Here is a 24,711-nt window from a genome sequence, read left to right as displayed (position 1 = left end):
GGGGCGGCGCGACGCCGCCCCGGCTCGGACCTAGACGGTGATCTTGTCGACGTTCGGGCCGCCGTTGGCGGTCGTCGCGGTCGCCTTGATCTTGTTCGTCCCGGCCGTCAGCGTCACGGGGATCGTGACCGTCTGCCAGGTGTCCCAGTTGCCCGTTCCGCCGAAGGCGAGCGCGGACGCCACCTTCGTGCCGTTCACCGTGACGTCCATCGGCCGGTTCACCGTGGTGCCGTTGGCGAACCGCAGGACGACGTTCGCGGAGCCCGCGGCGGCCGCGTTGACGGAGAACTCCACCGCGCTGCCGGTCGCGTTGTCGTAGTTGACGAACCCGGTGCCGGTGAAGCCGGCGTGGTTCGACTCCGCGACGCCGCTGGTGATCGTGGCGTTCTCGGCCTGGTAGTCGGCCGGGGCACCCGGGGTTACCGTGCCGTCCGCCGGGACCGTCTTCGTCCCGGTGTTCCAGCCCGCTACCCGCACGGAGGGCTTGGCGCCCTTGAGGTCCGCGGTCCGGTACGTCGCGGTCAGCGTGGTCGACTCACCCGGCCAGAGGCTGACCTGGTTGTCGGTCCACCGCACCGGCAGCACCGGTGCGCCCGCCGCGCCGACCACGTGCGCGTCGACGAAGAACGCCGGCACCTTGCCGGAGGAGCCGTTCTTCAGCGTCACCTTGGTGGTCGTGGTGCCGTCGGCGTTCGCCGTCGAGTTCGCGGTCGTGTCGACCGCGACCTGGCCCAGGCCGTTGAGCCCGGTCAGGTCGGCGTACGACGTCGTCGGCGTGTAGTACCAGTCGCTGTTGTCCCAGTCGAGGGTGTCGGCCTTGGTGGACAGCCAGTAGACGTTGCGGCTGACCTCCTTGCCCGAGGGGTCGGTCAGGACCAGCTTCGCCAGGTACGTCGTCGACAGGCCGCTCACCGAGCCGATGGTCAGCGCGGTGGTCTTGGCACCGTCACCGCCCACCGAGACGGTCTTCGACTGGGTGAACTTCTCCGTGCCGTCCAGGTTGTACAGCTTCACGGATGCGGTGAGGTTCGACGCCGCGTCGTGGTTGTGGTTGACCACCACGACGGACTTGGTGTCGTACGAGTACTGGATGTGCAGCGGCTCGTTCGCCTTCTTGGCCCCGAAGTAGGAGCCGTTCTGGTCGAGGTAGGCGTCGAACAGCTGCCAGTGCAGCGACGTCCAGCCGCTGTTGAGCATCCAGTAGATGATCCCGGTGGCCGGGTTCGAGCTGTCGCTGAAGTTGCGCGAGTGCGACTCGAACTCGGCGCGGACGTTCTCGTACTGCGCCAGCTGCGCCTTGCGGACGAAGTCGTCCAGGCTGGCCGGCTTGCCGTAGCGGCCGGTCAGCGCGTCGCCGAAGAGCTTCAGGTTGGCGAACGTCGAGGACGACGACCGGTGGTACTGCGCGGTCGACGGGCTCTTCCACATCGTGTCCAGCTCACCGGACGACATCATCCGCTTGAGCGTGTCCATCGTCGGGATGTCCGGCCCCGCACTGGTCTCGGAGTTGAAGTTCCACGCACCGCCGAGATCGCTGTGCGCCTTGTCGTACCAGTAGTTCGGCGGGACGTAGTCGTACGGGCCGTTCATCTTCATCCCGGACGCACCGAGCTGCGGCGACGACTTCGCCGACGCGGCCGGGACCACCGGGGTGGGCCAGTCCGCGGCATTGAGCGCGTCGAGGTAGTTCTTCTCGATCGTCGCGTCGGGCGCGAAGTCGCTGCCGATCAGGAACGAGATGACGCTCGGGTGATCGCGCAGCCGCTCGGCCTCCGCGGTCATCGACGCCTTCGCGACGGGGTAGTCCGCGGCGGTCCACGGGTCACCCTTCTCGTCGCCGTTGACCTGGCCTTCCCACTTGTCGCAGCACTCCCAGCCGGGCAGTGTGAGCACGCCCATCCGGTCGGCAAGGGCGAAGAACTCGTCCGGCTCGATGTGCCCTTCCAGGCGCACGGTGTTGAGCCCGAGGTCCTTGACGTAGGCGAGCTTGTCCGCGGCGTACTGCTCGTTCCAGCGCAGGAACAGGTCCGGCGAGTAGCCGCCGCCCTTGATCAGCAGCGGGCGCCCGTTGATCGTGTAGGACCGGCCGCCGCTGGAGTTCTTGTTCGCCGTCACCTGGCGCACGCCGAAGCTCTCGTGTGAAGAGTCCGACGCCGCGCCACCGGCGCTCGCGGTCAGGTCGAGGTCGTAGAGCGGCTGCCCGCCCATCCCGGCCGGCCACCAGACCTGCGGGTTGTCGATCCCGACCACCGGGAACGTGACGGTCTTCTTCTCCTTGGCCGCCAGGGAAACGGTCTGGGTGATCGCCTTGCCGGCGACCGTGCCGGAGACCGTCGTGGAGACCGCGGCCGCCGAGTCGTTGCGGACGTCGGCCTTCACCGTGAGGTCGGCGTGGGCCGTCCCGGTCAGCTTCGTGACGACGTGGCCGCCGCGCAGCGCCACCGGCCCGCTGCGGCGGACCAGGACGTCCCGCACGATGCCCATGTTCTGGTCCGGCGGGGTCTGCGCCCAGTCGATCCAGCCCATCGACAGGTCCTTGTCCGGGTCGTTCGGGTAGACCTTGAACGCGATGCTGTTGGTGCCGGCCTTCACCAGCGCGGTGATGTCCAGGTCGTGGCGGGTGTAGGCGCCGGTGACCTGGGTCTTGTCCGCGATCCGCGTCCCGTTGACCCAGACGTCGGCCTTCGACAGCACGCCGCTGAAGTCGAGGTACGTGCGCTGCGTGGTATCGGTGACGGTGAGGTCGGTGCGGTACCACCACGGGACCTTGAAGTCCGCGGTGGGCACGTTCTTCATGTTCGTCGAGTAGAAGGGGTCGGCGTACTTGCCGTTGGCCAGCAGGCCGGCGTAGACGGTCGACCGCGGGCCGACGGGGTACCAGCCGGAGGTGTTGAAGCCGGGCTTGGACACCGCCGAGTCGTCGCTGACCTGCGCCGACGTCTGGATCACGAAGCCGGGGACGGCGGTGGCCGGGCCCGCGGCCGCGACCGTCGCGCGCGCCGGTTCCTGCCCGGTGGCCGCCGGGACGGTCGCCCCGCTCACGGCGACGGCGAGCACCGCTGCCGCCACGAGGGTCCGGGTTCTTCTCTGCCGATAGCTCACTAGCGCGCCTCCTAGGCACCGTGGCGGCGTGGGACAGCGGACCATTGTTAGGGAACTTTCCTAACAATTGCGGACGATCGTAGCGGTCCGGTCACCCGGAGAACAGGGGCGTTCCGGTCAAACCCGGATGGCTTGCCACGCCGCCGCGGCGCAGCGCCGGTGAACGTCCGCCCGGATCCGTTGGGAGGTGTTTCGCTCAGCGGGACACTGCCGGCCGGGCGCGGTGGCGCCGGTCAGGCCGTTATCCCGAGATCGTTTTTGAAGAGTTCGATCACTTCGAGTCGCCGCCGGTCGACCGCGGCCACGGCCGCCTCGTCGACCCCGCCCGCGGCGATCTTCGTGTGCACGCCGATCACGGTGGCGGCCAGTTCCCTGGCGGGTCCGGCGACCTGCCGGCCGGCCAGCACCTCGATCTCGGCGGTGGCGGCGTGCAGCCGGGCGTCCTCGGAGCGGCTCCGCTCGCCGGCCATGGCCTGGCCGTGGCTCGCGCTGATCGAACGGAGGTACTCGGCGTAGGCGGCCTGCTTCAGCTTGCCGAGCGCGTCGTCCCGCTGCCACCGGCGGTTTCGTGATGCCTGCAGCAGTTGCAGGAACCCGCCGACGAGCACACCGAGGAGCGCTCCGGCCACGCCGACGAGCGCGGTGCCCATCAGGCTTCCGCGTCGAGGTAGACCCAGGCGCCGTCCGCGCGCCGGAACCGGCTGTTCTCCTCGAGGAAGCCGTCGCGGCCGTGGTGGCGGTAGTGGGCGCGGAACTTGACCGTGCCCTCGGTGTGCAGCAGGCCGCCGCCGGTGCGGCCGAGGATCTCCAGCCGCGTCCACTCCTGACCGGCGTCGAGGGCCAGCCGCCGCGGCCGGGTGTCCGGGTGCCACGTGCGCAGCAGGTAAGCGGTGTCCCCGACGGCGAAAGCACTGAACCGCGACCGCATCAGCAGTTCGGCGGTCGGTGCGGTGAGGCCGCCTTCGTGGAACCGGCCGCAGCAGGCGGCGTAGGACTCGGCGAGGCCGCACGGGCACGGGGCGGGAGGCATCGGCGAATTGTGCCACGGCGGGCCGGCCGGCGCCACGACCGTCCACTCAGGACTAACCGGCGTTGACGGGCTTTCCGCGCTCCCGGGCTTCCTGTGCCCCGCGCGTCGCGAGCCGGTCAGCTCGCTCGTTCTCCGGGTGTCCCGCGTGGCCCTTGACCCACAGCCACTCGACCTCGTGCAAGCCGGCCGCCGCGTCCAGGCGCTGCCACAGGTCCGCGTTCTTCACCGGCTCGCGCGCCGCTGTCTGCCAGCCGTTGCTCTTCCAGCGCGGCAGCCATTGTGTGATCCCGTTGCGCACGTACGTGCTGTCGGTGAACACGCGCACCTGCGACGGCCGGGTCAGGCTCTCCAGCGCGCGGATCGGCGCCGTCAGCTCCATCCGGTTGTTCGTCGTCGGGGTGGCTTCGCCGCCGTAGAGCTCGCGCTCGTGCCGCCCGTAGCGGAGGACCGCGCCCCAGCCGCCCGGTCCCGGGTTGCCGCTGCACGCGCCGTCGGTGTAGATCTCCACGTCCACGCGGCGACCCTACCGTTCCCGGCTCTCGCCCCGGCCCGCCACGCCGGGTTACGGTGGAGATCCGGAGGGGAACCATGAGCGGGCACGACGACACGGCCGAGGGAGCGCTCCTGGCCTATCTCGCCGATGCCGACCGCGACTACCTGCTCGGCCGGGGCACCCGCCGCCGGTTCCGCGCGAACGACGTCGTGCTCATGGAGGGCGACCCGTCCGACCACGTCCACGTGCTGGTCTCCGGCTGGGTGCGCGTCTCCGCGATCGTCGAGGACGGCCGTGAGGTGCTCTTCGGCCTGCGCGGCCCCGGCGAGGTGCTCGGCGATCTCGCGGCCGTGACCGGGCAGCCGCGGTCGGCGTCGGTGCGCGCGATCGAACCCTGCACCGTCTTCCAGCTGACCGGCGCGGAGTTCGTCGACGTCCTGCGCGTCCGGCCCGAGATCGCCATCGCGACGATCAAGACGGTCGCGGCCCGGCTCCGCAACGCCGAGTCGGCCCGGGTCGACTCGGCGGCCTTCGACGTCAGCCGCCGCGTCGCGGTGGTCCTGGTCCGGCTGGCGGAGGAGCACGGCCGGCGCGTCCCCGAAGGCGTGCTCATCGAGGACGCGTTCTCGCAGGAGGACATCGGCGCGCAGATCGGCGCGGCCCGGCGGACCGTCGCCCGGGCGTTGCGCGTGCTGCGCGAAAAGGGGATCGTCGAGACCGGCCGCCGCCGGATCCTCATCCGCGAGCCGCGCGTGCTGCGCGCCTTCGCCCGTTCTGAGCCAAACGGCACACAACGCCCGTGACAGCTGACCTCTGAGCGCACCCGCTCCCGGTCGATCCTGGGTGCAGGCCGGAAAAGAATTCAGATGCCTGCCGGCCGGATTCCATTTTCGAAGCGATTTCTTACGGCCACCGGAAACGGGGGGCGGCCGGTCGCAGCGGCGTCGCGCGGCTCCGCCCCGTTCTCCGCCTCGGCCCGGGTGCAGCGATGAGGAGGTGTGTGTGATGGAGAGCCACTTGATCTGGGCGCTGATCTTCGGCGCCAACTGACCCGCGGCGGCCCGGCCGGCCGGCTCGTGGGGGGTCGGCCGGCCGGGTATTTCCGTGAATGCGGGCGTCCGCGCGGAAATGTTCCTGGTAATGTGGGATGTCATTTCACCGCGGCGCCGGGAGGGGTGGGATGCGGCCGGAGAACTCCTTCCCGTTCGTGCGCGAGCTGAACGAACTGCGCCGCGGCCGCGGGCTCGACGCGGCCGACCTGCACCAGCGGATCGGCCCCTGCCTGCGCGAAGCGTGCGAGATCACCGGCGCCGACCAGCCCTCCGCCGCCCGGCAGAAGCTCGTGCTGCGGCTCACCGAGCTGTGCGGGCGGCTGCCCGCCGACCTGCGGCTGGCCGCGCTCGCGGCGCTCGGCCTGCACGAAGACGCCGCGGGGGAGTTCCTCGACCGGCGGATCTCGTGGCTGGCCAGCGTCCTGGACCGCGACCCGCGCACCGCGCGCCGCCGGATCGACCTCGCGTTCCGCCGGCTCGACGAGCTGCTCGGCGCGCCACCGCCCGGACGTGACCTGCACCCGCTGGCCGGCTGGTACATCGAGTCGATGAAGGCGGTGCTCCGGCTCGACCGCGACCCGCCGGACCTTCAGGAGGAGCGCCGGATCGTCGCGGAGGTCGACGAGCTCGACGAGCTCGTGCTGTCGTTCAGCGTCCCGGCCGAGCCGGGTAGCGACCCGGTCCCGGACATCACCGCCGACGTCCTGTTCGGCGGCGAGATCGTCGAAGCGCGCCAGATTTCGACGAGCTACGCGCAGTTCGTCATGCGGCTCCCCAGCCCGCTGCGGCTCGGGCAGCGGCACGAGTACGGGATCCGCTTCGCGCCGCGGCGCACGTCGCTGCGGCCGTACTACGTCCTGATGCCCCTGCGCCGCTGCGAAGAGTTCTCGGTGCGGGTCCGGTTCGACCGCGCGAACCCGCCGCCGCGCGTGTGGCGGCTCAACGGCGTGCCGGGCCGGGTGGTCGACGACGGCGTCGACTCGGGCGACGCGCTGGCGGTCAACCGGGTCGGCGAGGTGGGGCTCGAGTTCCACGAGCTGCACCAGGGGCTGAGCTACGGCCTGCAGTGGTCCTTCGATGCCGGGGAGGACTGAGCCGTGCGCACCGTCCCGGTGGCCGCGACCGTCGTCCGGATCGGGATCGTCGCCCCGAGCCGCGGCGGCACCGCCCGCGCGGTGCACCTCGGCACCACCCTCGACGGGGTGCTGGACGAGGTGTTCGACCACGTCCCGGTGCCGTACCGCACGCCGACCTGGTACCGCCGGCCGGAGGGGGACAACACGACGCTGGTCATCCCGCCGGCCGTGCCGCTGCGGTGGGTCGCGACGGAGTTCACCGGCGGGCTGGACGAGGCGCTGCGGCGCCGCAACCGCCACCTCAACGAGTTCGGGCGGCTGCGGCTGAGGCTCGCCGCCGACCACGGCGACGTCGTGCTGCGCCCGCCGAACTTCGGCGGCGCCGCGATCGCGCTGGCGGTGTGGCTGTGTGAATCGGAGGTGCTGAAGTCGGCGATGGCCGCGGCGCCGGAGCGCGCCCAGCTGCTGATCGTCTCCGACCGGTTCCACGCCGCTCTCGCCGATGTGCCGGAGTTCCGGCGCGTCGTCGTTCCCGCGGGTGGCGAGCGGGAAATCGCGTGGCTGTCGACGGGTCCGGATACTGGGACGCGGAATACCGGCTCCGGCGGTGGGTTGGCACCTTCGTAGCCGAGGAGAAGGGGCCCGCGATGAGCACGTTCACGAGCGAGTGGCAGGACTGGAAGACGCAGCGTGAGGAGGACCTCGCGGCACCCCACGGCTGGCTGGCGCTGGTGTCGCTCGACTGGCTGACGGACGCCCCGCGGGAGTACCCGGGCATCCCGGGCCGTTGGTGGCAGGACGCCGACGCGGCGTACGTCGACCCGGCCGGCGCGCCGCTTTCGCACGAGGGTTCACCGATCACCGAGACCCGCCGGTTCGAGCTGGTCAACAGCGGCGCGGGCACGCGCGTGCTGGCCGGCGACGTCGAGATCGAGGTCGCCCGCCGGTCCGGGTACCTGATCCGCGTGCACGACCCGAAGGCCGAGGTGCTGCGCGAGTTCCACGGCGTCCCGGCGTACGAGCCGTCGCCGTCCTGGGTGGTCTCGGGCCGCTTCGAGCCGTTCGACGAGCCGCGTCCGACGACGGTCGGCGCGGTGGTGGAGGGCCTGAGCCACGTCTACACGGCGCCCGGGCTGGTCCACTTCTCGCACGAAGGCGCGTCGCACACGCTGACCGCGTTCAACGGCAAGAACGGCGGCCTCAGCATCTTGTTCACCGACGAGACGAGCGGCGTCACGACGTACGCGGCGAACCGCTCGCTGCCGGTCGGCGCGCCATCGCCGGACGGCGCGGTGACGCTGGACTTCAACCGGGCGCTGAACCTGCCGTGCGCGTTCACGGACTTCGCGACGTGCCCGCTGCCGCCGGCGGGCAACCACCTGCCGTTCGCGGTCGAGGCGGGGGAGAAGGTCCCGTACGAGCGCGGGTGACTCCCCCGCCCGCGGTCAGTGGGCCACGTCGATGACGACGCGGTTGGGCGCGGTGAGCGTGAAGACGTTCACCGCGGTCCGCGACCGCACCCCGAGCCCGATGGTCAGGTGGGCTTCGAAGTCCCCGGTGACGGCGACGGCCATGACGTTGCCGAGGTTCCGCGTCCGGAACTTCTGCGGCCCGGGGTAGGTGAGGTTCCCGGCATCGTCGTGCGCGGCGGCGGGTGTCGCGGTGACGTTGATGAAGTACTCCCCGGTGAGCCACACGATTTCGCCGCTGGGGTCGGCGGTGAGCTCGTCGACCAGTTGGTAGCTGACCGCGGGTGCGGCGCCGCTGGTCAGGTCGAGCACGATCCGGTCGAAGCCGGGGTTGTTCCCGGTGCGGATGGTCGTGAGGGTCGGAACGCTTTGTACGGCGGCACTCGACGGCGCGGCGGCGGCGAGCGTCCCGGTTCCGGCGAGCAGGAGTGCAACGGCGGTGAGTGCACGTCTGACGGGTCTGGACATGGTGACCTCCTGGTGAACCGGTGGAAGTCCCAGCGCTGGGGTCTTTGGGGGACGTCCGGTTCGTCCGGGGAGTTGCCCGGTGGGCGGGTTTTGACGCCTCAAGCGTTACCCGCCTGCTCCGGACGTGTCGGTGGGTGAATCGTCTTCGGGGTCCGGGGCCATGGAGGAGAGTTCGTCGAGCAGCTCCGGGACTTCAGCCGGCACGCTGAAGTACGAAGCCTTCACCCCATCGGGGTAGCGGGCGACGAAGATCGGCGCGACGCGGGCCGGCACCGTGCCTTCGCCCTGCAGTGTCGCCGTCAGACGGCGGACCGGCCGGGTGAAGCCGCGCAGCATGCGGTCGTCCGCGTACTCGCCCAGCTCGTAGACCTTTTCCCGGCTCACTCGACCGTCGTTGTCGGGCGTCGCGAGCCGGAGTGCGGCTGCTTGGACCGGAGCTTCTTGGTCGAGACGCTTCAGGAGCGCCGACAGCGACCTCCAGGACGGACGCTCGCGCGAGCAGGTCCGCCGGGCGCAGCAGGAACAGCGAGGCGAGGTCGGTCAGCTCGTCGTCATCGACCCCGACGGCCTTCGCCCACACGGTCAAGGCGTCACAGATGGCCCGGCCCGACTTGGCCAGGGCGTCCGTGGCCGATTTCGTGGCGCCGCGGGGGCTGCCCTGGGAGCGTTGCCGGTGGCGCCAGAACTCGCGGAGCGCCTGGTGCGGGATCGAGGAGGACATTGGCGTCAACGGCGACGATGGCCTCACGGAGGGCGGTGTCGATCTCCTCGGAAGACGCGATCTTGAACCCGGCGAATTCCCCGTCGTACAGCCCGCTCATGGGGTGACTCTGCTCGACGGGGAACCGCGCACGGAAGCGATTGCTGCCAGCACCACCTGGTTGGAGCAGGAATCGCCGGCCACGGTCGCGCCACTCCTTCGGCTGAAGAAGCCCGGTAGCGGCCGGGGCAAGATCACCGGCAATCGGAGGCAGCGGCACTATTTCCAGTGGCCGCCGTGTTCATTGCACACCAGGCCGGTGGACGAGCACTTGCTGCACGTCAATTTGTCGCCCAGCAGGCCGCGGGCCCGTCCGCCGTTGCAGGCGGAGCAGTCGTGCAGAGGCCGGTGGCATTTTCGGCAATCGGACATGGTTACTCCTTGATCGGTTTTCCCACTGCTGCTCCGGCCGGATGCCTGGACCGTCTCGGCGCCGCTTCGTTCCAGGACATGGTCGGTATACTCGAGTTTCCTGTTACGGCACGGCCCGATATTGGGCCGGTCAGGCGAGGGTTTCGAGTGGGGGCGCGGGAAAAGCGAACGGGGCCACCTGAAAAATCACAGGCAGCCCCGATCGGATGAAATTCACCAGCCGCGCTCTCGCCACTCCTTCAGCTTCGGCCGCTCCGCGCCCAGCGTCGAGTCGTCCCCGTGGCCTGGGTAGAACCACGTCTCATCCGGCAGCTCGTCGAAGATCCGCGACGACACATCGTCCAGCAACGACGCGAAGTCCTCCGGAGACGTGGTCCGCCCCACCCCACCCGGGAACAGCGAGTCCCCCGTGAACAGATGCGGATGCCCCGCGGGGTCGCGATAAAGAAGAGCGATCGACCCCGGCGTGTGCCCCCGCAAGTGGATCACCGACAGCGTGACCTGGCCCACGGACAACGTGTCCCCGTGCTCGACCAGGAAGTCCGGCGGTACCGGCAACGGCGAGGCGTCCAACGGGTGGGCCGCCGTGTTCGATCCGTTCGCTCCCGCGACCGCTCCCAGCGCCTGCCAGTGGTCCTGGTGCTGGTGGGTCGTCACCACGGTACGGAGGGCCGGGCGGTCCGGGCCGTGGCCGATCAGGTCCGAGATGCGCTCCGGGTCGGCCGCCGCGTCGATCAGCAGGGCCTCCTGGGAGGCCCGGTCCACCAGCAGGTACGCATTGTTGTCCATCGGGCCGACGGACAGCTTGGTGATGGTCAGCGCGTCCAGGGTCCGCCGGGTGGCGTCGCCGCCCGGGTCGACGTGCCCGGTGTAGGTCTCCACGATGTTCACCCTGCACACGGTAGTCGTTTCACGCCAACCGGTTCCACCCGCACAAGCGCGCACCCGCCGCTCCACGTACGCTCACGGCAAGCCCCCGCCAGCCGACCTCAGGACGACCGTGCCCACCTCCCCGACGCCGCGCCGGATCAGCTGGGACCTCCTCCGCGTCGTCGCCGTTCTCGCGGTGATCCTCGGGCACGTCACTCACCAGGGTGCGCTCCTGCACCCGGAACTGACGGGGTACCCCGTACGGGTGACAGCGCAGTTCGGCGCCGCGGTCCTGCTGGTGATCTCCGCCTTCTTCGTTTGCGCGAGCCTCCGCAAGGGCAATCCGCGCCGGTGGCTGTGGAACCGCGTCGCGCGCCTCGTGCCCGCCTACTTCGTCGCCGTCCTGGTGACCTACGTCATCACGCGGTACGCCGCCATCTCCTTCAGTGGCCTTCCGTACCCGCCCGGCGTCTCCGGGTTCCTCTTCGGCCTGCCGCAGGGACCGCCGGCGAACCCCTCGCCGTGGTACATCCCGACCGGGCTCGACCTCGTCGCCAACCTCGGCATGGTGCAGGAGTGGGGCGTGCGCTCGGAGACGTTCTACTACCTGGACGGCTCCTACTGGACGCTGCCGGTCCAGCTGCTGGCCTTCACCGGCGCGGCCCTGCTGTGGCCGCGGTCGTGGCGCACCCACCGGCTGACCGTCGCCCTGCTCTGGGCCCTGATCCTCGGCCCGCTCGCCCTCCGCTTCCTCGTCTTCGCGCCGGGGACCGCGAGCCCGGTCGTCGAGACCTTCTTCTACGGACTGGGCCTGCACCGGCTGCACGTCTTCGCCATCGGCGTCGCGCTGTGGCTCTGGTCGCAGCACCGGCTCAGGACGTGGCACGCCGGGCTGTTCGTCGTCGCCGCGGTCGCCGCGCAGGACCTGCAGGTCTTCCCCTTCCACGTCGCCCTGCCGCAGGACGCCGAGCGCTGGCCGTCCACGATCGGGTTCGCCGTGCTCCTGCTGCTGGTCTGCCTGGCCGCCCGCGGCCCGGACTGGCGGTTCCCCGGACTGGCCAGGATCGCCCCGGCCGTCACCTGGCTCGCGGGCATCTCGTATGGTCTTTATCTGGTGCACCAGGAACTGGGTTACGTCCTGGCCCGCGCCCTGCTCGACGCCGGTCTGCCCGGCTGGCTGCGGCTCCCCGTGGTCGTCGGCGCCGCCGTGCTGGCCGGCTGGGCGGTCACCGCGGGGGTCGAACGGCCGGTCCACCGGTGGCTCACCACCCGCCGGAGGCCGGAAGAACCGCAGGTCAAGGACGCGGAGCCAGTTTCTGTCGGTGGTGGCTCGTAGCATGGAGAGGCCGCCCGTGCAGCCTCCTCTCCGGGCCGGCGACCGCAGCTGAGAATGACACTGAAGGGACCCTGGCGTGGCTGATCGCCTCGTTGTTCGCGGCGCCCGCGAGCACAACCTCCGCGGCGTGGATCTCGACCTGCCCCGCGACAGCCTGATCGTTTTCACCGGTCTGTCCGGGTCCGGGAAGTCGAGCCTCGCCTTCGACACCATCTTCGCCGAAGGGCAGCGGCGCTACGTCGAGTCGCTCTCGGCGTACGCCCGCCAGTTCCTGGGGCAGATGGACAAGCCGGACGTCGACTTCATCGAGGGCCTCTCGCCCGCGGTGTCGATCGACCAGAAGTCCACCTCGCGCAACCCGCGCTCGACCGTCGGCACGATCACCGAGGTCTACGACTACCTGCGCCTGCTCTACGCGCGGGCCGGCAAGGCGCACTGCCCCAAGTGCGGCGAGCCGATCAGCAAGCAGACCCCGCAGCAGATCGTCGACCAGGTGCTGGAGATGGACGAAGGCGTCCGCTTCCAGGTGCTCGCGCCGGTGGTGCGCGGGCGCAAGGGCGAGTACGTCGACCTGTTCGAGAACCTGCAGCAGCAGGGCTACGCGCGGGTGGTCGTCGACGGCACGGTCCACGCGCTCACCGACCCGCCGAAGCTGAAGAAGCAGGAGAAGCACCAGATCGGCGTGGTGATCGACCGGCTGAGTGTCAAGTCGAGCTCGCGCCAGCGCCTCACCGACTCGGTCGAGACGGCGCTGCGGCTGGCCGACGGGCTGATCGAGCTGGAGTTCGTCGACCTGCCGGAGAACGACCCGCACCGGATCCGCGGCTTCTCCGAGAACCTGGCCTGCCCCAACGGCCACCCGCTGGCCATCGAGGACCTCGAACCCCGCTCGTTCTCCTTCAACTCGCCCTACGGCGCTTGCCCCGAGTGCTCCGGCATCGGCATCCGCAAGGAGGTCGACCCCGAGCTGGTGGTCCCGGACGACGAGCTGTCGCTGGCCGAGGGCGCGATCGCGCCGTGGGCGGGCGGGCAGAGCGCGGACTACTTCATCCGGCTGCTCGAGTCGCTCTCGGAGACCATCGGCTTCCGGATGGACACGCCGTGGCGCCGGCTGCCCGCCCGCGCCCAGAAGGCCGTCCTGCACGGCGTCGACGACCAGGTGCACGTCCGCTACAAGAACCGCTACGGCCGCCAGCGGTCGTACTACGCGGCCTTCGAGGGCGTCATCCCGTTCCTCGAGCGGCGGCAGGAGCAGACCGAGTCCGAGTACATGCGCGAGCGGTACGAGGGCTACATGCGCGAGGTGCCGTGCCCGGCCTGCCAGGGCACCCGGCTCAAGCCGGAGATCCTCGCCGTCACGCTGGCGCACAAGACCCGCGGCGACATGTCGATCGCCGAAGTCTGCGGGCTGTCCATCGCGGAGGCGTCGCAGTTCCTCGACGAGCTGGAGCTCGGGCAGCGCGAGTCGATGATCGCCGGCGCGGTGCTCAAGGAGATCCAGGCGCGGCTGCGCTTCCTGCTCGACGTCGGCCTGACGTACCTCTCGCTCGACCGCGCGTCGGCGACGCTGTCGGGTGGCGAGGCCCAGCGCATCCGGCTCGCGACGCAGATCGGGTCCGGTCTCGTGGGCGTGCTGTACGTGCTCGACGAGCCGTCGATCGGCCTGCACCAGCGCGACAACCACCGCCTGATCGAGACGCTGACCCGGCTGCGGAACCTGGGCAACACACTGATCGTCGTCGAGCACGACGAAGACACGATCCGCTCGAGCGACTGGGTGGTCGACATCGGCCCCGGCGCGGGCGAGCACGGCGGCTACATCGTCCACAGTGGACCGTACAAGAAGCTGCTGAAGAGCAAGGAGTCGATCACCGGGCAGTACCTGTCCGGGCGGCGCAAGATCGAGGTGCCGGCGATCCGGCGGCCGATCGACAAGAAGCGGCAGCTGACCGTCGTCGGCGCGCGCGAGCACAACCTGCGCGGCCTGGACGTCTCGTTCCCGCTCGGCGCCCTGGTCTCGGTCACCGGTGTCTCCGGCTCCGGCAAGTCGACGCTCGTCAACGACATCCTCGCGACGGTGCTGGCGAACAAGCTCAACGGCGCCCGCCAGGTGCCCGGCCGGCACACCCGCGTCAACGGCCTCGGCCACGTCGACAAGCTGGTGCGCGTCGACCAGTCGCCGATCGGGCGGACCCCGCGGTCCAACCCGGCCACCTACACCGGCGTCTGGGACCACGTGCGGAAGCTGTTCGCCGCGACGACCGAGGCGAAGGTCCGCGGCTACCAGCAGGGCCGGTTCTCGTTCAACGTCAAGGGCGGCCGCTGCGAGGCGTGCGCCGGCGACGGCACGATCAAGATCGAGATGAACTTCCTGCCGGACGTCTACGTCCCCTGCGAGGTCTGCAAGGGCGCGCGGTACAACCGGGAAACCCTCGAGGTGCACTACAAGGGCAAGACCGTCTCGGACGTGCTCGACATGCCCATCGAGGAGGCGGCGGAGTTCTTCGAGCCGATCAAGGCCATCCACCGCCACCTGCAGACCCTGGTGGACGTCGGCCTCGGCTACGTCCGGCTCGGCCAGCCCGCGCCGACGCTCTCCGGTGGTGAGGCGCAGCGCGTCAAGCTGGCCAGCGAGCTGCAGAAGCGCTCGACGGGCAAGACCGTGTACATCCTCGACGAGCCGACGACCGGCCTGCACTTCGAGGACATCAACAAGCTGATCGGCGTGATCAACGGGCTGGTCGACAAGGGCAACTCGGTGATCGTGATCGAGCACAACCTCGACGTGATCAAGACCTCCGACTGGGTCATCGACATGGGCCCGGAGGGCGGCAACGGCGGCGGCACGATCGTCGCCGAGGGCACGCCGGAGCACGTCGCGGCGGTCGAGAGCAGCTACACGGGCGAGTTCCTGCGCACCGTCCTCACACCCGAGTGAGCGGTCACCGCTGCTTGCCGGTGGTCTGGTGGACCACCGGCGAGAGCGGCCCGTAGGAGAGCGCCCGGAGCCGATAGGCCGAGCCCTCCTCGCCCGGCAGCGGGGACAGGCCGCACACCGTCGTGTCCGGGTCCGTCACCTCGATCGGCGAGAACGCCGGCTCGCCCGGGCGGCGGATCTCCAGCAGGAACCCGGCTTCGTCCTTGGACATGTCGGTCCACGAGACCGTCAGCGTGCCGTCCCTGGCTTCCACCAGTCGCAGGTGCGCCGGCCCGGTGCCACCCAGCGAGGGCACCGCCGGCGCGCCCACGACCGTCTCCGCCGACACCGGGCCCGAGAACGGCTGCTCCCGGTAGTAGAACGGCGTCTCCGGGATCAGGTCCGGGTGGTGGTAGCTCGTCGTGTGCGGCGGCAGGAACCGCAGCGTCGTCCAGGGCCCGGCCGGGTCGTTGGCGTACTCGACGCGGTGCCCGTCGGCGTCGTCCGGCCAGGTGAGCACCACGTCGACCGGTGACGTCAGCGACGCCGTGAAGGACGGTGCCGGGGGAGCCGCGGAGCAGCCAGCGGCCAGCAGGGCCACGCAGACGAAGGGTTTCACGGACACGACGGCTCCCGCAGCGATCGGGGCGGCGGTGCGAACGTGGTCAGCTTAGGAACGCGCCCGCACGGCGACAAGGTCGTGCCGGTCAGCGGTAGGCACCAATCCGGCGGTGAATCGGCACCGAACCGCGCGAAAACCTCGCTGAACCGTTTCGGGCGACCGTCCGTGTCTGAGGTGTCGAGGTCCGCCGGACGGCGGTGCCGCCCTCACCGAGGAGAGAACGTCATGAACCGTATCCGGCCGGTGCTCGCCTGCGCTGCCGCGCTCGCCGCCGTCGCCACCTTGTCGGCCTGCAGTGACATGGCCGTCGGGGAGCAAGGCCCCGAGCACGGGCAGCCGGGGCACGTGATGCTGGCCGCCACGGCCGTACCGGGTGTCGGCGCGGTCGTCACCGACGCCGCCGGCAAGACGCTCTACCGGTTCGACAAGGACATGGCGGCGCCGCCGACGTCCAACTGCGACGCCCAGTGCGCCGCGACCTGGCCCCCGGCACTGGCCGGGGAGGCCGCGCCGATGCTCAAGGGCATCCAGGACAGCCAGGTCGGCACGGTGGCGCGGCCGGACGGCAGCAAGCAGCTCACGCTGAACGGCTGGGCGCTGTACGAGTTCTCGGGCGACATGACACCGGGGCAGATGAACGGCCAGGGCGTCAACGGCGCCTGGTTCGCCATCGCGCCGGACGGCAGCAAGGTCACCGCCCGGCCCGCGGCCGGCGGCTCCGGCTACTGACCCCCGACGGTTTTCCGGGCAGCACGAGGAAGGACGGGCAGCCGATGAACACCATGGTCGCGCTGCGCTCGACGCACGCACCGCCGGTGGAGCTGAGGGTTGCACTACTGTCCTCGACGACTCAGAACACCGTCGGGAGGACGAGGGTGGCCATAGGAGGCAGGCGGCCTAAGAAGGCCAAAGGCGAAGACCTGATTCGGCAGCTTTACGCCGAACACGGCCGGAGCCTGCTGGCCTACGCGACGAGGCTGACCGGTGATCGGGCGGCAGCCGAGGACGTGGTCCAGGAGACGCTGGTACGAGCGTGGAAACACGCGGACGACCTGCAGAACGACGGGAAGGGCTCGGTGCGCGGCTGGTTGCTGACCGTCGCGCGCAATCTGGTCACCGACCGGGCACGTGCCCGGGCGGCCCGGCCACAGGAGGTGGCCGAACCGGCCGAAGGCGTGCCGACGCCGGCCGTCGAGCGCGATCACGCCCAGGGCGTGGTCGACTCGATGACGGTGCTCGGCGCGATGGACGGCCTTTCTAACGAGCACCGAGAGGTCCTGGTGGAGATCTACTACCGGGGACGGACGGTGGCCGAAGCGGCGAGAACACTGGGCGTCGCACCGGGTACCGTGAAATCAAGGTCGTACTACGCACTGAGAGCACTGAGAGCAGCGATGATTTCGAGCGGAACGGAGGTGGCGCGATGAACTCGGTCGACGAGAGTCACACGCAGCTCGGCGCGTACGCCCTCGGCGCACTCGATCCCGGGGAGGCGGCCGACTTCGAGCGGCGGCACCTGCAGACCTGCGCGCAGTGCCGGTTCGACCTGAACGAGCTCGTGGCCCTGCGGGAGTCACTCGACGAGGTACCGCCCGAGGCGTTCCTCGACGGGCCGCCCGAAGGCGGGGACCTGCTGCTGCAGAAGACCCTGCGGCGGGTGCGCGACGAAGAAGAGGCAGCGCCGGTCCGCTCGGGCCGTTCGTCACGCCGGGGCCTGGCCCTGGTCGCGGCGGCGGTACTCGTGGTGGCCGCGCTCGGCGGTGGGATCCTGGTGGGACGGCAGACGGCGCCGGAGACCGGCATCGCCGCTCCGGCACCGCTACCGGACTCGCCTCCGGGCACGAAGAGCGTCGAAGGGCGCGACCCGACGACCGGGGTGCAGCTGGCCGCTTCGGTGAGCCCGTTCGCCGGCTGGGTCCGGGTCAACGTCGCCGTGAAGGGCGTCAAGGCCGGGGAACAGTGCCTGCTGCAGGTCGTCACGAAGGAAGGCCAGGCGGTCACCGCCGGCAGCTGGAAAGTGTCGGAGAAGTGGGAGAGCCAGGGCTTCTCGCTCGACGGGTCCGCGCTGGTCGCGCCCGACGACGTGAAGTCGGTCGACATCGTCACGGTGGACGGCCGGAAGCTGGTCTCGGCCCAGGTGTGACCCCAGGTGTGACCCCGGGAGTGACACGGTGACGGGCGGGCGATACCGGTTCAGCAGCAGGTGGCTGCTGCCCGGTACCGCGCCCGAGCGGGTGTTCGGCGCGGTCACCGACCTCGCCGGCTACCCGCGGTGGTGGTCGGACGTCCGCACGGTGCGCCGGGTGGACGACGACACCGCCGAGCTGATCTGCCGGTCCCGGCTCCCGTTCCGCCTGGTGGTCCGGATGCACCGGGAGCACCAGGACGAGCGGGCGGGCCTCATGCGGGTCCGGTTGAGCGGCGACCTGGACGGGGTGCTGGCCGGAGCGGTCCGCGCGGCGGGCGCGGGCACGCTCCTGGAGATCACCCAGGACGTCCAGGCTCGCAAGGAGCTGCTGCGGCGGCTCGACACGGTGGCCCGGCCGCTCTTCCGCGCGAACCACGCGCTGATGATGCGGCGGGGCCACCGTGGCCTTCGCACCTACCTCGCGTGATCAGAACGCCGACTCGCGTGATTGAAGGGTCGACACGGTCGGGGAAGCCGTGTCGACCCTTCGATCACGCCTGGCCGGCGACGCAGACCTCGGGCTCGGGTGCCGGAGCGGCCGGGCGGGAACGGCGGGCCAGCACCAGGCCGCCCAGGGCCGCCGCCGCGATCAGGAAGCCCGCGCTCACCCCGTACGCCAGCCGGAAGCCCGATGCCAAGGCCTCCCGGTGGTCAAGGGAGCCGAGGCTCGCGGTCCGGGAGGCGGCGAGGGAAGCCAGCACCGCCGTGCCCATCGCCGCACCGACCTGCTGGGTCGTGTTGATCAGGCCGGACGCCACGCCCGCGTCCTCCGGGGCGACGTCCGACATCGCCAGCCCCATCAGCGCCGGGATGGCCGCGCCCGCGCCGAGGCCCATCAGCAGCAGCGGGGGCAGCACCCCGGTGAAGTAGCTGCCGGAAACCTGCGTGAGCAGCAGCAGACCGACGATCACCAGGCCCAGGCCGGACAGCAGCACCGTCCGCGGCCCGAACCGCGACGACAGCTTGTCCGCGAACCCCAGCGACGCCACCGCGATCACCAGCGGCACCGGCAGGAACGCGACGCCCGTCCGCAGCGCGTCGAGGCCCAGCACCTGCTGCAGGTACAACGCCGTGACGAACTGGAAGCCCAGCATCCCGGCGACCATCAGCACCATCACCACGTTCGCGCCGGTGACCGCGCGGAGCCGGAACAGCCGCAGCGGCAGCAGCGGCGTGCGTGCCTTCGCCTGCCGCACCACGAACGCGGCCAGCAATACCGCCGCCGCGGCCAGCGCACCCCAGGCGGAGGACGAAATCCCGTACACCCCGAGCATCACCGCGGCGGTGACCAATACCGCGCCGAGCACGTCCAGGCCGGCCCGCAGGCCCGGGCCGCGGTCGGCCTCGACCACGCGGACCGCCAGCACCAGCGCGACCACGCCGATCGGCAGGTTGACGTAGAACGTCCAGTGCCAGCTCAGCGCCTGCGTCAGCGCGCCGCCCGCGATGAGCCCGATCGACGCGCCCGCGGCCTGCGTGAAGCTGTAGACGCCGATCGCCTTCGCGCGGGCCCGCGGCTCGGGGTACATCGTGACGATCATGCCGAGCACGACGGCCGACGCGAGCGCGCCGCCGACGCCCTGCGCGAACCGCGAAACGACGAGGACCCCCGCACTGGAAGCCAGGCCGGCGATCAGAGAAGCGAACGTGAACAGGCCGAGCCCGCCGAGGAAGACGCGGCGCCGGCCGAGCAGGTCGCCGAGGCGGCCGGAGATCAGGAGCAGGCCGCCGAAGGCGACCAGGTACGCGGTGACGACCCAGGCGAGACCGGCGGGCGTGAAACCGAGGTCGGCCTGGATGGCAGGCAGCGCCACCGCGACGATGCTGCTGTCGAGCACGACCATCAGCGATGCGGCGCACAGCACCGCCAGCGCGAGGCCGCGGGAGCGGGTGGGGTGGTTCTCGGCCATGTCAGGCCCCTCCAGTCGAGCGTTCCCCCTGGTCGTTGCCAGGGCACTTCTTGTAACAGTGCCCATCATGTGTGACCATGGGTGCGCCGGGAAGGAGGCACTTTCATGTCCCAGGGGAACATCGATGTACCTGTCCAGGTCACCGAGATCGACCCGGAGAAACTCGATGTCTGCACGGTGCTGGAGGTCATCAACCGGATCAGCGGCAAGTGGGCGATCGGCATCCTGCTGGAGGCCACGCGGGGCCCGGTGCGGTTCACCGAGCTGGAGCGTGCGGTCGAAGGGATCAGCCGCCGGATGCTGACGCTGACGCTGCGCAACCTCGAGCGCGACGGCCTGCTGGAGCGCACGATCTACCCGACGGTCCCGCCGCGCGTGGAGTACGAAGCCACGCCGATGGCGAAGGAGCTGTACCAGTCGCTGAGCGGGCTGCTCGGCTGGGCGGAGCGGCACCGCGAAGACATCGCCGCCGCGCGCGTCGTCTACGACGGGCACGCCGCCTGCTGACGCGGACATGGAAACGGGCCGCTGCGCGAAGTCGGGGAACTCGCGCAGCGGCCCGTCGTGGTTCGTGCTCAGCGGGAGCGTGAGCACGAACGTTTCGGTGTTACCTGGCGGGTTCCTTGGCGACGTCGTCCAGGTCGTCGGTCCCGGCCGCGTGGCTGTGCTCGTCGAGCATGCTGGCTTCGTCGAACGGTTCCTGCCCGGCGAAGACGCGCTGGGCCTTCTCCCGGTCGAACTCCTTCGTCCAGTTTCCGATGAGGACGGTCGCGACGGCGTTGCCGGCGAAGTTCGTCAGCGCGCGGGCCTCCGACATGAACCGGTCGATGCCGAGGATGAAGCCGACGCCGTTGACCAGCTCCGGCCGGTGCGACGCCAGGCCGGACGCCAGGGTCGCGATGCCCGAGCCGCTGACGCCCGCCGCGCCCTTCGACGCGATGATCATGAATGCCAGCAGGCCGATCTGCGAACCGATCGACAGCGGTTCGTCCTGCGCGGCGGCGATGAACAGCGTCGCCATGGTCAGGTAGATCGCGGTGCCGTCCAGGTTGAACGAGTAGCCGGTCGGCACCGTGATGCCGACGACGGACTTGCTCACGCCGACGTGCTCCATCTTCGCGATCAGCCGCGGCAGCGCCGACTCGGACGACGACGTCGACAGGATCAGCAGGAACTCGCGGCCGAGGTAGCGCAGCAGGTTCCAAATGAAGACGCGGGCGCCGAGCCACAGCACGATCCCGAGGATCACGAACACGAACACCAGGCAGGTGGCGTAGAACCCGATCATGATCACCGCGAGGCTCTTCAGCGCGGCCCAGCCGGTCGCGCCCACCACCGCGGCGATCGCGCCGAACGCGCCGATCGGGGCGGCCCACATGATCATGGCGAGGACGCGGAACACCAGCCGCTGGATGTGCTCGATGCCGCGCAGGATCGGCGCGCCCTTCGGGCCCAGCTTCTGCAGCGCGAACCCGACGAGCAACGCGACCAGCAGCGCCTGCAGGACCTCGCCTTCGGTGAAGGCGGAGACGAAGGTCTTCGGGATGATGCCGAGCAGGAAGTCGACCGGGCCTTCGGCGCCGGTGGCGGACTTCTGGACGCTCTTCACGTCGGCCGGGTTGAGGTGCAGGCCGGAGCCCGGGTGCAGGATGTTGCCGACGACGAGGCCGATCGCCAGGGCGAAGGTCGACATGATGATGAAGTAGAACAACGCCATCAGACCGACCTTGCCGACCTTGGCCGCCTTCGCGACCGAGCCGACGCCGATGACGATGGTGCAGAAGATGATCGGCGTGATCATCATCTTGATCAGGTTGACGAAGCCGTCGCCGAGGGGCTTGAGGCCCTTGGCGAAGCCGGGGAACAGGAAGCCCACCAGGATCCCGAGCGCGACCGCGACGATCACGGCCAGGTACAGGTAGTGGGTCTTGTCCCGCTTGCGCGGGGTTTCCTCGGTCGTCGGTGGGGTCGGCACCGTTGCCTCCAGCTCAGGGGTGTTCCAGGTTGCGGCACACTGTAGGCCCATCCGGGTGACCCGGCTCACTTGTGTTCATTGAGTTCGCGCGATGATCGGACCGTCGCGTTCGGACACCCGGGTGCCGGTGTGCTGGTATGAGGAGGTGTTCCCGACGTCGTCCCGCTGGAGCCTGGCGCGCCAGCTGCTCGTGCTGCAGCTGGTGGTGCTCTGCGTGCTCGCCGGCGCCGGGATCACCTTCGCTTACCTCGACGCGTCGAGGGCGGTCGACCAGAACGCCAAGGACCAGGTCCGCGCCGTCGCCTCGACGGTGGCCGACGCGCCGTCCGTCCACGCCGCCGTGGGCACGCCGGACCCGAGCGCGACGCTGCAGCCGTTCGCGGTGCAGGTGCAGGCCCACACCCACGTCGACTTCATCACGATCATGAGCCCGGCCGGGATCCGCTACACCCACCCGACCCCGGCGCTGATCGGCCGGCACTACATCGGGAACATCGAGCAGGCGCAGCGCGGGCAGGAGTACACCGAGACCTACACCGGCTCGCTCGGCCCGTCGGTGCGCACGGTCGTCCCGGTGTTCGGCCCGGGGCAGCGGGTGGTCGCGCTCGTCGCCGTCGGGATCACCGTCGCGGCGATCTCGGCCGAGCTGCGCGAACGGCTCTGGCCGCTCTTCGGCGTCGCCGGTGCGGTGCTGGTGGTCGGGGCGCTGGGCGGCTGGCTGATCAGCGCGCGGCTGCGGCGCCAGACCCGCGGGGTCGCGCCGGACGAGCTGAGCAACCTCTTCGAGTACCACGAAGCCGTGCTGCATTCGGTCCGCGAAGGGGTGCTGCTCGTCGGCCGGGACGGGCGCATCGGCCTGTGCAACGACGGCGCGCGCACGCTACTGGGCCTCGACGCCGACCCGGTCGGGCGCGAGCTGGCGTCGCTGGGCCTGCCGGACGAGCTGGCGGAAGCGTTCACGTCGGCCGAGAACCGCGCCGAGCAGCTGCACCTGACCGACGCGCGCGTGCTGCTGGTCAGCACGACCGCGGTCCGCATGGGCGGCCGCTCGCAGGGCACCGTCGTCGTCCTGCGCGACCACACGGAACTGCAGACGCTGACCGGCGAGCTGACCACCGCCCGGGGTCTCGCGGAAGCGCTGCGGTCCCAGGCGCACGAGGCGGCGAACCGGCTGCACACCGTCGTTTCCCTGGTGGAGATCGGTCAGCCCGAGCAGGCCGTCGAGTTCGCGACGGCCGAGCTCGCGCTCGCCCAGCAGCTGACCGACCGCGTCGTCGGCGCCGTCGCCGAGCCGGTGCTCGCCGCGCTGCTGCTGGGCAAGGCCGCCGAGGCGAGCGAGCGCGGGGTCGAGCTGACGATCACGCCGGACACGGTGATCGACGACGTCTCGCTCGGCGTCGCGGCCCGCGACCTGGTGACGATCCTCGGCAACCTGATCGACAACGGCATCGACGCGGCCGTGCGCGGGACCGGCAAACCGGCCGTGGTCGTCACCGCCCGCTCCGATCCCGGAGAGCTGCTGCTGCGCGTGGCCGACACCGGCCCCGGCGTCCCCGAGGACGCCGACGTCTTCCGCCGCGGCTGGTCGACGAAGGCCGGGGACGGCCACGGGCTCGGCCTGGCGCTGGTCGGCCAGGCGGTGCGCCGCTACGGCGGCGGGGTGGACGTCGGCCGGGACGGCGGCGCGGTGTTCACCGTGCGGCTCCCGCGGCAGGAGACGGACCGGTGATCCGGGTGCTGGTGGTGGAGGACGAGCCGGTGGCCGCCGAGGCGCACCGCGTCTACGTCGAGCGGCTGTCCGGGTTTTCGGTGGCCGGCGTCGTCCATTCCGGCGGCGACGCCCTGCGGTTCTGCGAACGCGAGCCGGTCGACCTGGTGCTGCTGGACTTCTACCTGCCCGACACGCACGGCCTGGCGGTGTGCCGCTCCCTGCGCGCGGCCGGCCTCCCGATCGACGTCATCGCGGTGACGTCGGCGCGCGACCTCGGCCTGGTGAAGGCCGCGGTGTCGGTGGGAGTCGTGCAGTACCTGCTGAAGCCGTTCACCTTCGCCACCCTGCGCGAAAAGCTGGAGCGCTACGCGGAGTTCCGCGACGCGTCGGGCGAGGTGACCGGCCAGGCGGAGATCGACCGGGCCCTCGGAGCGCTGCGCACGTCGGAGCAGCCGCCGTTGCCGAAGGGGATGAGCGTCCAGACCCTGGAGGCGATCACGGACGCGCTGTCCGGGGCCGCCGAAGGACTGTCGGCGGGGGCGGCGGCGAGCGCGATCGGCGCGTCCCGCGTGACGGCGCGCCGGTACCTGGAGTACTTGGCGGACAACGGAATGGCCCACCGCGAACCGCGCTACGGCCAGGTCGGCCGGCCCGAGGTCTGGTACCGCCTGACTCGCGTATAACGGCTTATAGCCGGTCGGCGAGGAGCTGGGCGATCTTCGTGTAGACGTCGGCCCGGTTGGGGCGCAGATCCAGCTCCGCCAGCCGGGTCTGGCCGTGGCTCTGCTTCACGACCAGCACCATCGCGTCGTGCTCGCTGTGGCTCTTCAGGTCGCAGGTGCGAGCGGTGGCGCTCGGGACGGTGATCGGCGACGCGGGGGCCACGCAGTCCGCGGTCCACTCCGCGAGCAGGGACGCGAGCTGCTTCGTGCCCGGGACGACGTCGACCCACAGGTCGTGCACCTGCCGGCCGCCGACCCGGCTGGGGTAGGAGCAGTGGTAGGTCGTGACGCCCGCCTTCGGGTCCGGCTTCTCTTCGACGGCCCACGCGTCGAGGGCGGCGCCCATCGCGCCACTGATGTCGGCCACCCCGAGGAACGGGCACGCCGAGGTGACCTTGTCCGGCGAGTGCGGCGGCGGTGGCTGCGGCGTGGTCGGCGGCTGCGAGCCCGGCCCGTTGCCCAGCGCCGGCGCGTCCGACGACGGCACCGTCGTCGGCGGCTTGGCCGAAGCCGGCGTAGTGGTGGTGCTCGGCGCGACCGGAGCCGGCGTCGAGCAAGCGGTCAGCAGCGCCAGCGCACCGGCTGTGACCAGGATTCCCCCTCGATTCCCCATTTCGGCAGGATAGCCCGACTTCCGG

Annotated in this window: 25 protein-coding genes; 13 read left to right on the top strand and 12 right to left on the bottom strand. The window is 70.8% G+C overall.

Going from position 1 to position 24,711, the window contains the following annotated elements; translation table 11 throughout:
- Positions 1–30: 30 nt before the first annotated feature.
- The 4 genes from AB0C38_RS35925 to rnhA form a co-directional block, all read right to left on the bottom strand.
- Entirely contained in the window at positions 31–3,102 is a 3,072-nt protein-coding gene (locus tag AB0C38_RS35925; protein ID WP_360682131.1) for a carbohydrate-binding protein, read from the bottom strand.
- A 233-nt stretch (positions 3,103–3,335) separates the two neighbouring features.
- Positions 3,336–3,752, bottom strand: coding sequence for a hypothetical protein (locus tag AB0C38_RS35920; RefSeq protein ID WP_360682129.1), 417 nt, complete (start codon positions 3,750–3,752; stop codon positions 3,336–3,338).
- Positions 3,752–4,132 (bottom strand): YchJ family metal-binding protein, encoded by a 381-nt coding sequence (locus AB0C38_RS35915; RefSeq protein ID WP_360682128.1) that lies wholly within the window; start codon positions 4,130–4,132, stop codon positions 3,752–3,754. The genes AB0C38_RS35920 and AB0C38_RS35915 overlap by 1 nt, the downstream gene beginning before the upstream one ends.
- A gap of 52 nt (positions 4,133–4,184) precedes the next feature.
- Positions 4,185–4,646 carry a ribonuclease HI gene (gene rnhA, locus AB0C38_RS35910; protein WP_360682126.1) on the bottom strand — a complete coding sequence of 154 codons (462 nt, stop codon included), beginning with the start codon at positions 4,644–4,646 and terminating at the stop codon, positions 4,185–4,187.
- A gap of 74 nt (positions 4,647–4,720) precedes the next feature.
- Here rnhA and AB0C38_RS35905 point away from each other — a divergent pair, with 74 nt between their 5' ends.
- The 4 genes from AB0C38_RS35905 to AB0C38_RS35890 all read left to right on the top strand — a co-directional run bounded on the left by AB0C38_RS35905 (position 4,721) and on the right by AB0C38_RS35890 (position 8,183).
- Entirely contained in the window at positions 4,721–5,428 is a 708-nt protein-coding gene (locus tag AB0C38_RS35905; RefSeq protein ID WP_360682125.1) for a Crp/Fnr family transcriptional regulator, read from the top strand.
- A 377-nt stretch (positions 5,429–5,805) separates the two neighbouring features.
- Positions 5,806–6,771 (top strand): hypothetical protein, encoded by a 966-nt coding sequence (locus tag AB0C38_RS35900; protein WP_360682124.1) that lies wholly within the window; start codon positions 5,806–5,808, stop codon positions 6,769–6,771.
- 3 nt (positions 6,772–6,774) lie between these two features.
- Positions 6,775–7,380, top strand: a complete 606-nt coding sequence (locus tag AB0C38_RS35895) for a hypothetical protein (protein ID WP_360682123.1) — start codon at positions 6,775–6,777, stop codon at positions 7,378–7,380.
- Between the two features lie 20 nt (positions 7,381–7,400).
- Complete coding sequence (locus tag AB0C38_RS35890) at positions 7,401–8,183, top strand: DUF1684 domain-containing protein (RefSeq protein ID WP_360682121.1); 783 nt, start codon at positions 7,401–7,403, stop codon at positions 8,181–8,183.
- Positions 8,184–8,198: 15 nt separating this feature from the next.
- Here the strand turns inward: AB0C38_RS35890 and AB0C38_RS35885 are convergent, their stop codons facing one another.
- From AB0C38_RS35885 to AB0C38_RS35870, 4 genes are all read right to left on the bottom strand, one after another.
- A complete protein-coding gene (locus AB0C38_RS35885; RefSeq protein ID WP_360682120.1) occupies positions 8,199–8,690 on the bottom strand; it encodes a hypothetical protein in 492 nt (163 codons plus the stop codon).
- Positions 8,691–8,795: 105 nt separating this feature from the next.
- Positions 8,796–9,074: a hypothetical protein gene (locus AB0C38_RS35880; RefSeq protein ID WP_360682118.1), complete on the bottom strand. Its 279-nt coding sequence runs from the start codon at positions 9,072–9,074 to the stop codon at positions 8,796–8,798.
- A 206-nt stretch (positions 9,075–9,280) separates the two neighbouring features.
- Entirely contained in the window at positions 9,281–9,511 is a 231-nt protein-coding gene (locus AB0C38_RS35875; protein ID WP_360682117.1) for a hypothetical protein, read from the bottom strand.
- A 524-nt stretch (positions 9,512–10,035) separates the two neighbouring features.
- Complete coding sequence (locus AB0C38_RS35870; protein ID WP_360682115.1) at positions 10,036–10,713, bottom strand: MBL fold metallo-hydrolase; 678 nt, start codon at positions 10,711–10,713, stop codon at positions 10,036–10,038.
- A 109-nt stretch (positions 10,714–10,822) separates the two neighbouring features.
- On the opposite strand from AB0C38_RS35870, the gene AB0C38_RS35865 reads away from it, so the two are divergent.
- Together AB0C38_RS35865 and uvrA are read left to right on the top strand one after the other, a co-directional pair.
- Positions 10,823–12,028, top strand: a complete 1,206-nt coding sequence (locus AB0C38_RS35865) for an acyltransferase (protein WP_360682113.1) — start codon at positions 10,823–10,825, stop codon at positions 12,026–12,028.
- Positions 12,029–12,104: 76 nt separating this feature from the next.
- Positions 12,105–14,966, top strand: a complete 2,862-nt coding sequence (uvrA, locus tag AB0C38_RS35860; RefSeq protein WP_360682112.1) for an excinuclease ABC subunit UvrA — start codon at positions 12,105–12,107, stop codon at positions 14,964–14,966.
- A gap of 4 nt (positions 14,967–14,970) precedes the next feature.
- Here uvrA and AB0C38_RS35855 read toward each other — a convergent pair whose 3' ends face one another.
- On the bottom strand, positions 14,971–15,570 hold the full coding sequence (locus AB0C38_RS35855) for a fibronectin type III domain-containing protein (RefSeq protein ID WP_360682111.1): 600 nt from the start codon (positions 15,568–15,570) through the stop codon (positions 14,971–14,973).
- Between the two features lie 222 nt (positions 15,571–15,792).
- On the opposite strand from AB0C38_RS35855, the gene AB0C38_RS35850 reads away from it, so the two are divergent.
- From AB0C38_RS35850 to AB0C38_RS35835, 4 genes are all read left to right on the top strand, one after another.
- The gene (locus tag AB0C38_RS35850) at positions 15,793–16,296 is read left to right on the top strand and encodes a hypothetical protein (protein ID WP_360682109.1); all 504 of its coding nucleotides are present in this window, start codon (positions 15,793–15,795) and stop codon (positions 16,294–16,296) included.
- A 146-nt stretch (positions 16,297–16,442) separates the two neighbouring features.
- On the top strand, positions 16,443–16,994 hold the full coding sequence (locus AB0C38_RS35845; RefSeq protein ID WP_026469270.1) for a sigma-70 family RNA polymerase sigma factor: 552 nt from the start codon (positions 16,443–16,445) through the stop codon (positions 16,992–16,994).
- Entirely contained in the window at positions 16,991–17,710 is a 720-nt protein-coding gene (locus AB0C38_RS35840; RefSeq protein WP_360682107.1) for a zf-HC2 domain-containing protein, read from the top strand. Before AB0C38_RS35845 ends, AB0C38_RS35840 begins: the two co-directional genes overlap by 4 nt.
- A 28-nt stretch (positions 17,711–17,738) precedes the next feature.
- The gene (locus tag AB0C38_RS35835) at positions 17,739–18,182 is read left to right on the top strand and encodes an SRPBCC family protein (protein WP_360682105.1); all 444 of its coding nucleotides are present in this window, start codon (positions 17,739–17,741) and stop codon (positions 18,180–18,182) included.
- 64 nt (positions 18,183–18,246) lie between these two features.
- Here AB0C38_RS35835 and AB0C38_RS35830 read toward each other — a convergent pair whose 3' ends face one another.
- Positions 18,247–19,665 carry an MFS transporter gene (locus AB0C38_RS35830; protein WP_360682103.1) on the bottom strand — a complete coding sequence of 473 codons (1,419 nt, stop codon included), beginning with the start codon at positions 19,663–19,665 and terminating at the stop codon, positions 18,247–18,249.
- A gap of 105 nt (positions 19,666–19,770) precedes the next feature.
- Here AB0C38_RS35830 and AB0C38_RS35825 point away from each other — a divergent pair, with 105 nt between their 5' ends.
- Complete coding sequence (locus tag AB0C38_RS35825) at positions 19,771–20,172, top strand: helix-turn-helix domain-containing protein (RefSeq protein ID WP_360682101.1); 402 nt, start codon at positions 19,771–19,773, stop codon at positions 20,170–20,172.
- A 100-nt stretch (positions 20,173–20,272) separates the two neighbouring features.
- Here AB0C38_RS35825 and AB0C38_RS35820 read toward each other — a convergent pair whose 3' ends face one another.
- On the bottom strand, positions 20,273–21,640 hold the full coding sequence (locus AB0C38_RS35820; protein ID WP_360682100.1) for a cation:dicarboxylase symporter family transporter: 1,368 nt from the start codon (positions 21,638–21,640) through the stop codon (positions 20,273–20,275).
- 91 nt (positions 21,641–21,731) lie between these two features.
- Between AB0C38_RS35820 and AB0C38_RS35815 the strand changes: the two genes are divergently transcribed.
- Together AB0C38_RS35815 and AB0C38_RS35810 are read left to right on the top strand one after the other, a co-directional pair.
- On the top strand, positions 21,732–23,369 hold the full coding sequence (locus AB0C38_RS35815; RefSeq protein WP_360682098.1) for a sensor histidine kinase: 1,638 nt from the start codon (positions 21,732–21,734) through the stop codon (positions 23,367–23,369).
- Positions 23,366–24,034 carry a response regulator gene (locus AB0C38_RS35810; RefSeq protein ID WP_360682096.1) on the top strand — a complete coding sequence of 223 codons (669 nt, stop codon included), beginning with the start codon at positions 23,366–23,368 and terminating at the stop codon, positions 24,032–24,034. Before AB0C38_RS35815 ends, AB0C38_RS35810 begins: the two co-directional genes overlap by 4 nt.
- A gap of 4 nt (positions 24,035–24,038) precedes the next feature.
- On the opposite strand, the gene AB0C38_RS35805 is transcribed toward AB0C38_RS35810, so the two are convergent.
- Positions 24,039–24,686: a hypothetical protein gene (locus tag AB0C38_RS35805; RefSeq protein ID WP_360682095.1), complete on the bottom strand. Its 648-nt coding sequence runs from the start codon at positions 24,684–24,686 to the stop codon at positions 24,039–24,041.
- Between the last annotated feature and the right edge of the window lie 25 nt (positions 24,687–24,711).

The organism is Amycolatopsis sp. NPDC048633 (assembly GCF_040650695.1).
GTDB lineage: Bacteria > Actinomycetota > Actinomycetes > Mycobacteriales > Pseudonocardiaceae > Amycolatopsis.
This window is presented reverse-complemented; position numbering and strand designations above follow the sequence as displayed.

Coding starts and splice junctions, on each gene's coding strand:
- AB0C38_RS35920 (WP_360682129.1), bottom strand. CDS start 3,752: ATGGGCACCGCGCTCGTCGGCGTGGCCGGAGCGCTCCTCGGTGTGCTC.
- AB0C38_RS35915 (WP_360682128.1), bottom strand. CDS start 4,132: ATGCCTCCCGCCCCGTGCCCGTGCGGCCTCGCCGAGTCCTACGCCGCC.
- AB0C38_RS35905 (WP_360682125.1), top strand. CDS start 4,721: ATGAGCGGGCACGACGACACGGCCGAGGGAGCGCTCCTGGCCTATCTC.
- AB0C38_RS35900 (WP_360682124.1), top strand. CDS start 5,806: ATGCGGCCGGAGAACTCCTTCCCGTTCGTGCGCGAGCTGAACGAACTG.
- AB0C38_RS35890 (WP_360682121.1), top strand. CDS start 7,401: ATGAGCACGTTCACGAGCGAGTGGCAGGACTGGAAGACGCAGCGTGAG.
- AB0C38_RS35885 (WP_360682120.1), bottom strand. CDS start 8,690: ATGTCCAGACCCGTCAGACGTGCACTCACCGCCGTTGCACTCCTGCTC.
- AB0C38_RS35875 (WP_360682117.1), bottom strand. CDS start 9,511: ATGAGCGGGCTGTACGACGGGGAATTCGCCGGGTTCAAGATCGCGTCT.
- AB0C38_RS35850 (WP_360682109.1), top strand. CDS start 15,793: ATGAACCGTATCCGGCCGGTGCTCGCCTGCGCTGCCGCGCTCGCCGCC.
- AB0C38_RS35840 (WP_360682107.1), top strand. CDS start 16,991: ATGAACTCGGTCGACGAGAGTCACACGCAGCTCGGCGCGTACGCCCTC.
- AB0C38_RS35830 (WP_360682103.1), bottom strand. CDS start 19,665: ATGGCCGAGAACCACCCCACCCGCTCCCGCGGCCTCGCGCTGGCGGTG.
- AB0C38_RS35825 (WP_360682101.1), top strand. CDS start 19,771: ATGTCCCAGGGGAACATCGATGTACCTGTCCAGGTCACCGAGATCGAC.
- AB0C38_RS35815 (WP_360682098.1), top strand. CDS start 21,732: ATGATCGGACCGTCGCGTTCGGACACCCGGGTGCCGGTGTGCTGGTAT.
- AB0C38_RS35805 (WP_360682095.1), bottom strand. CDS start 24,686: ATGGGGAATCGAGGGGGAATCCTGGTCACAGCCGGTGCGCTGGCGCTG.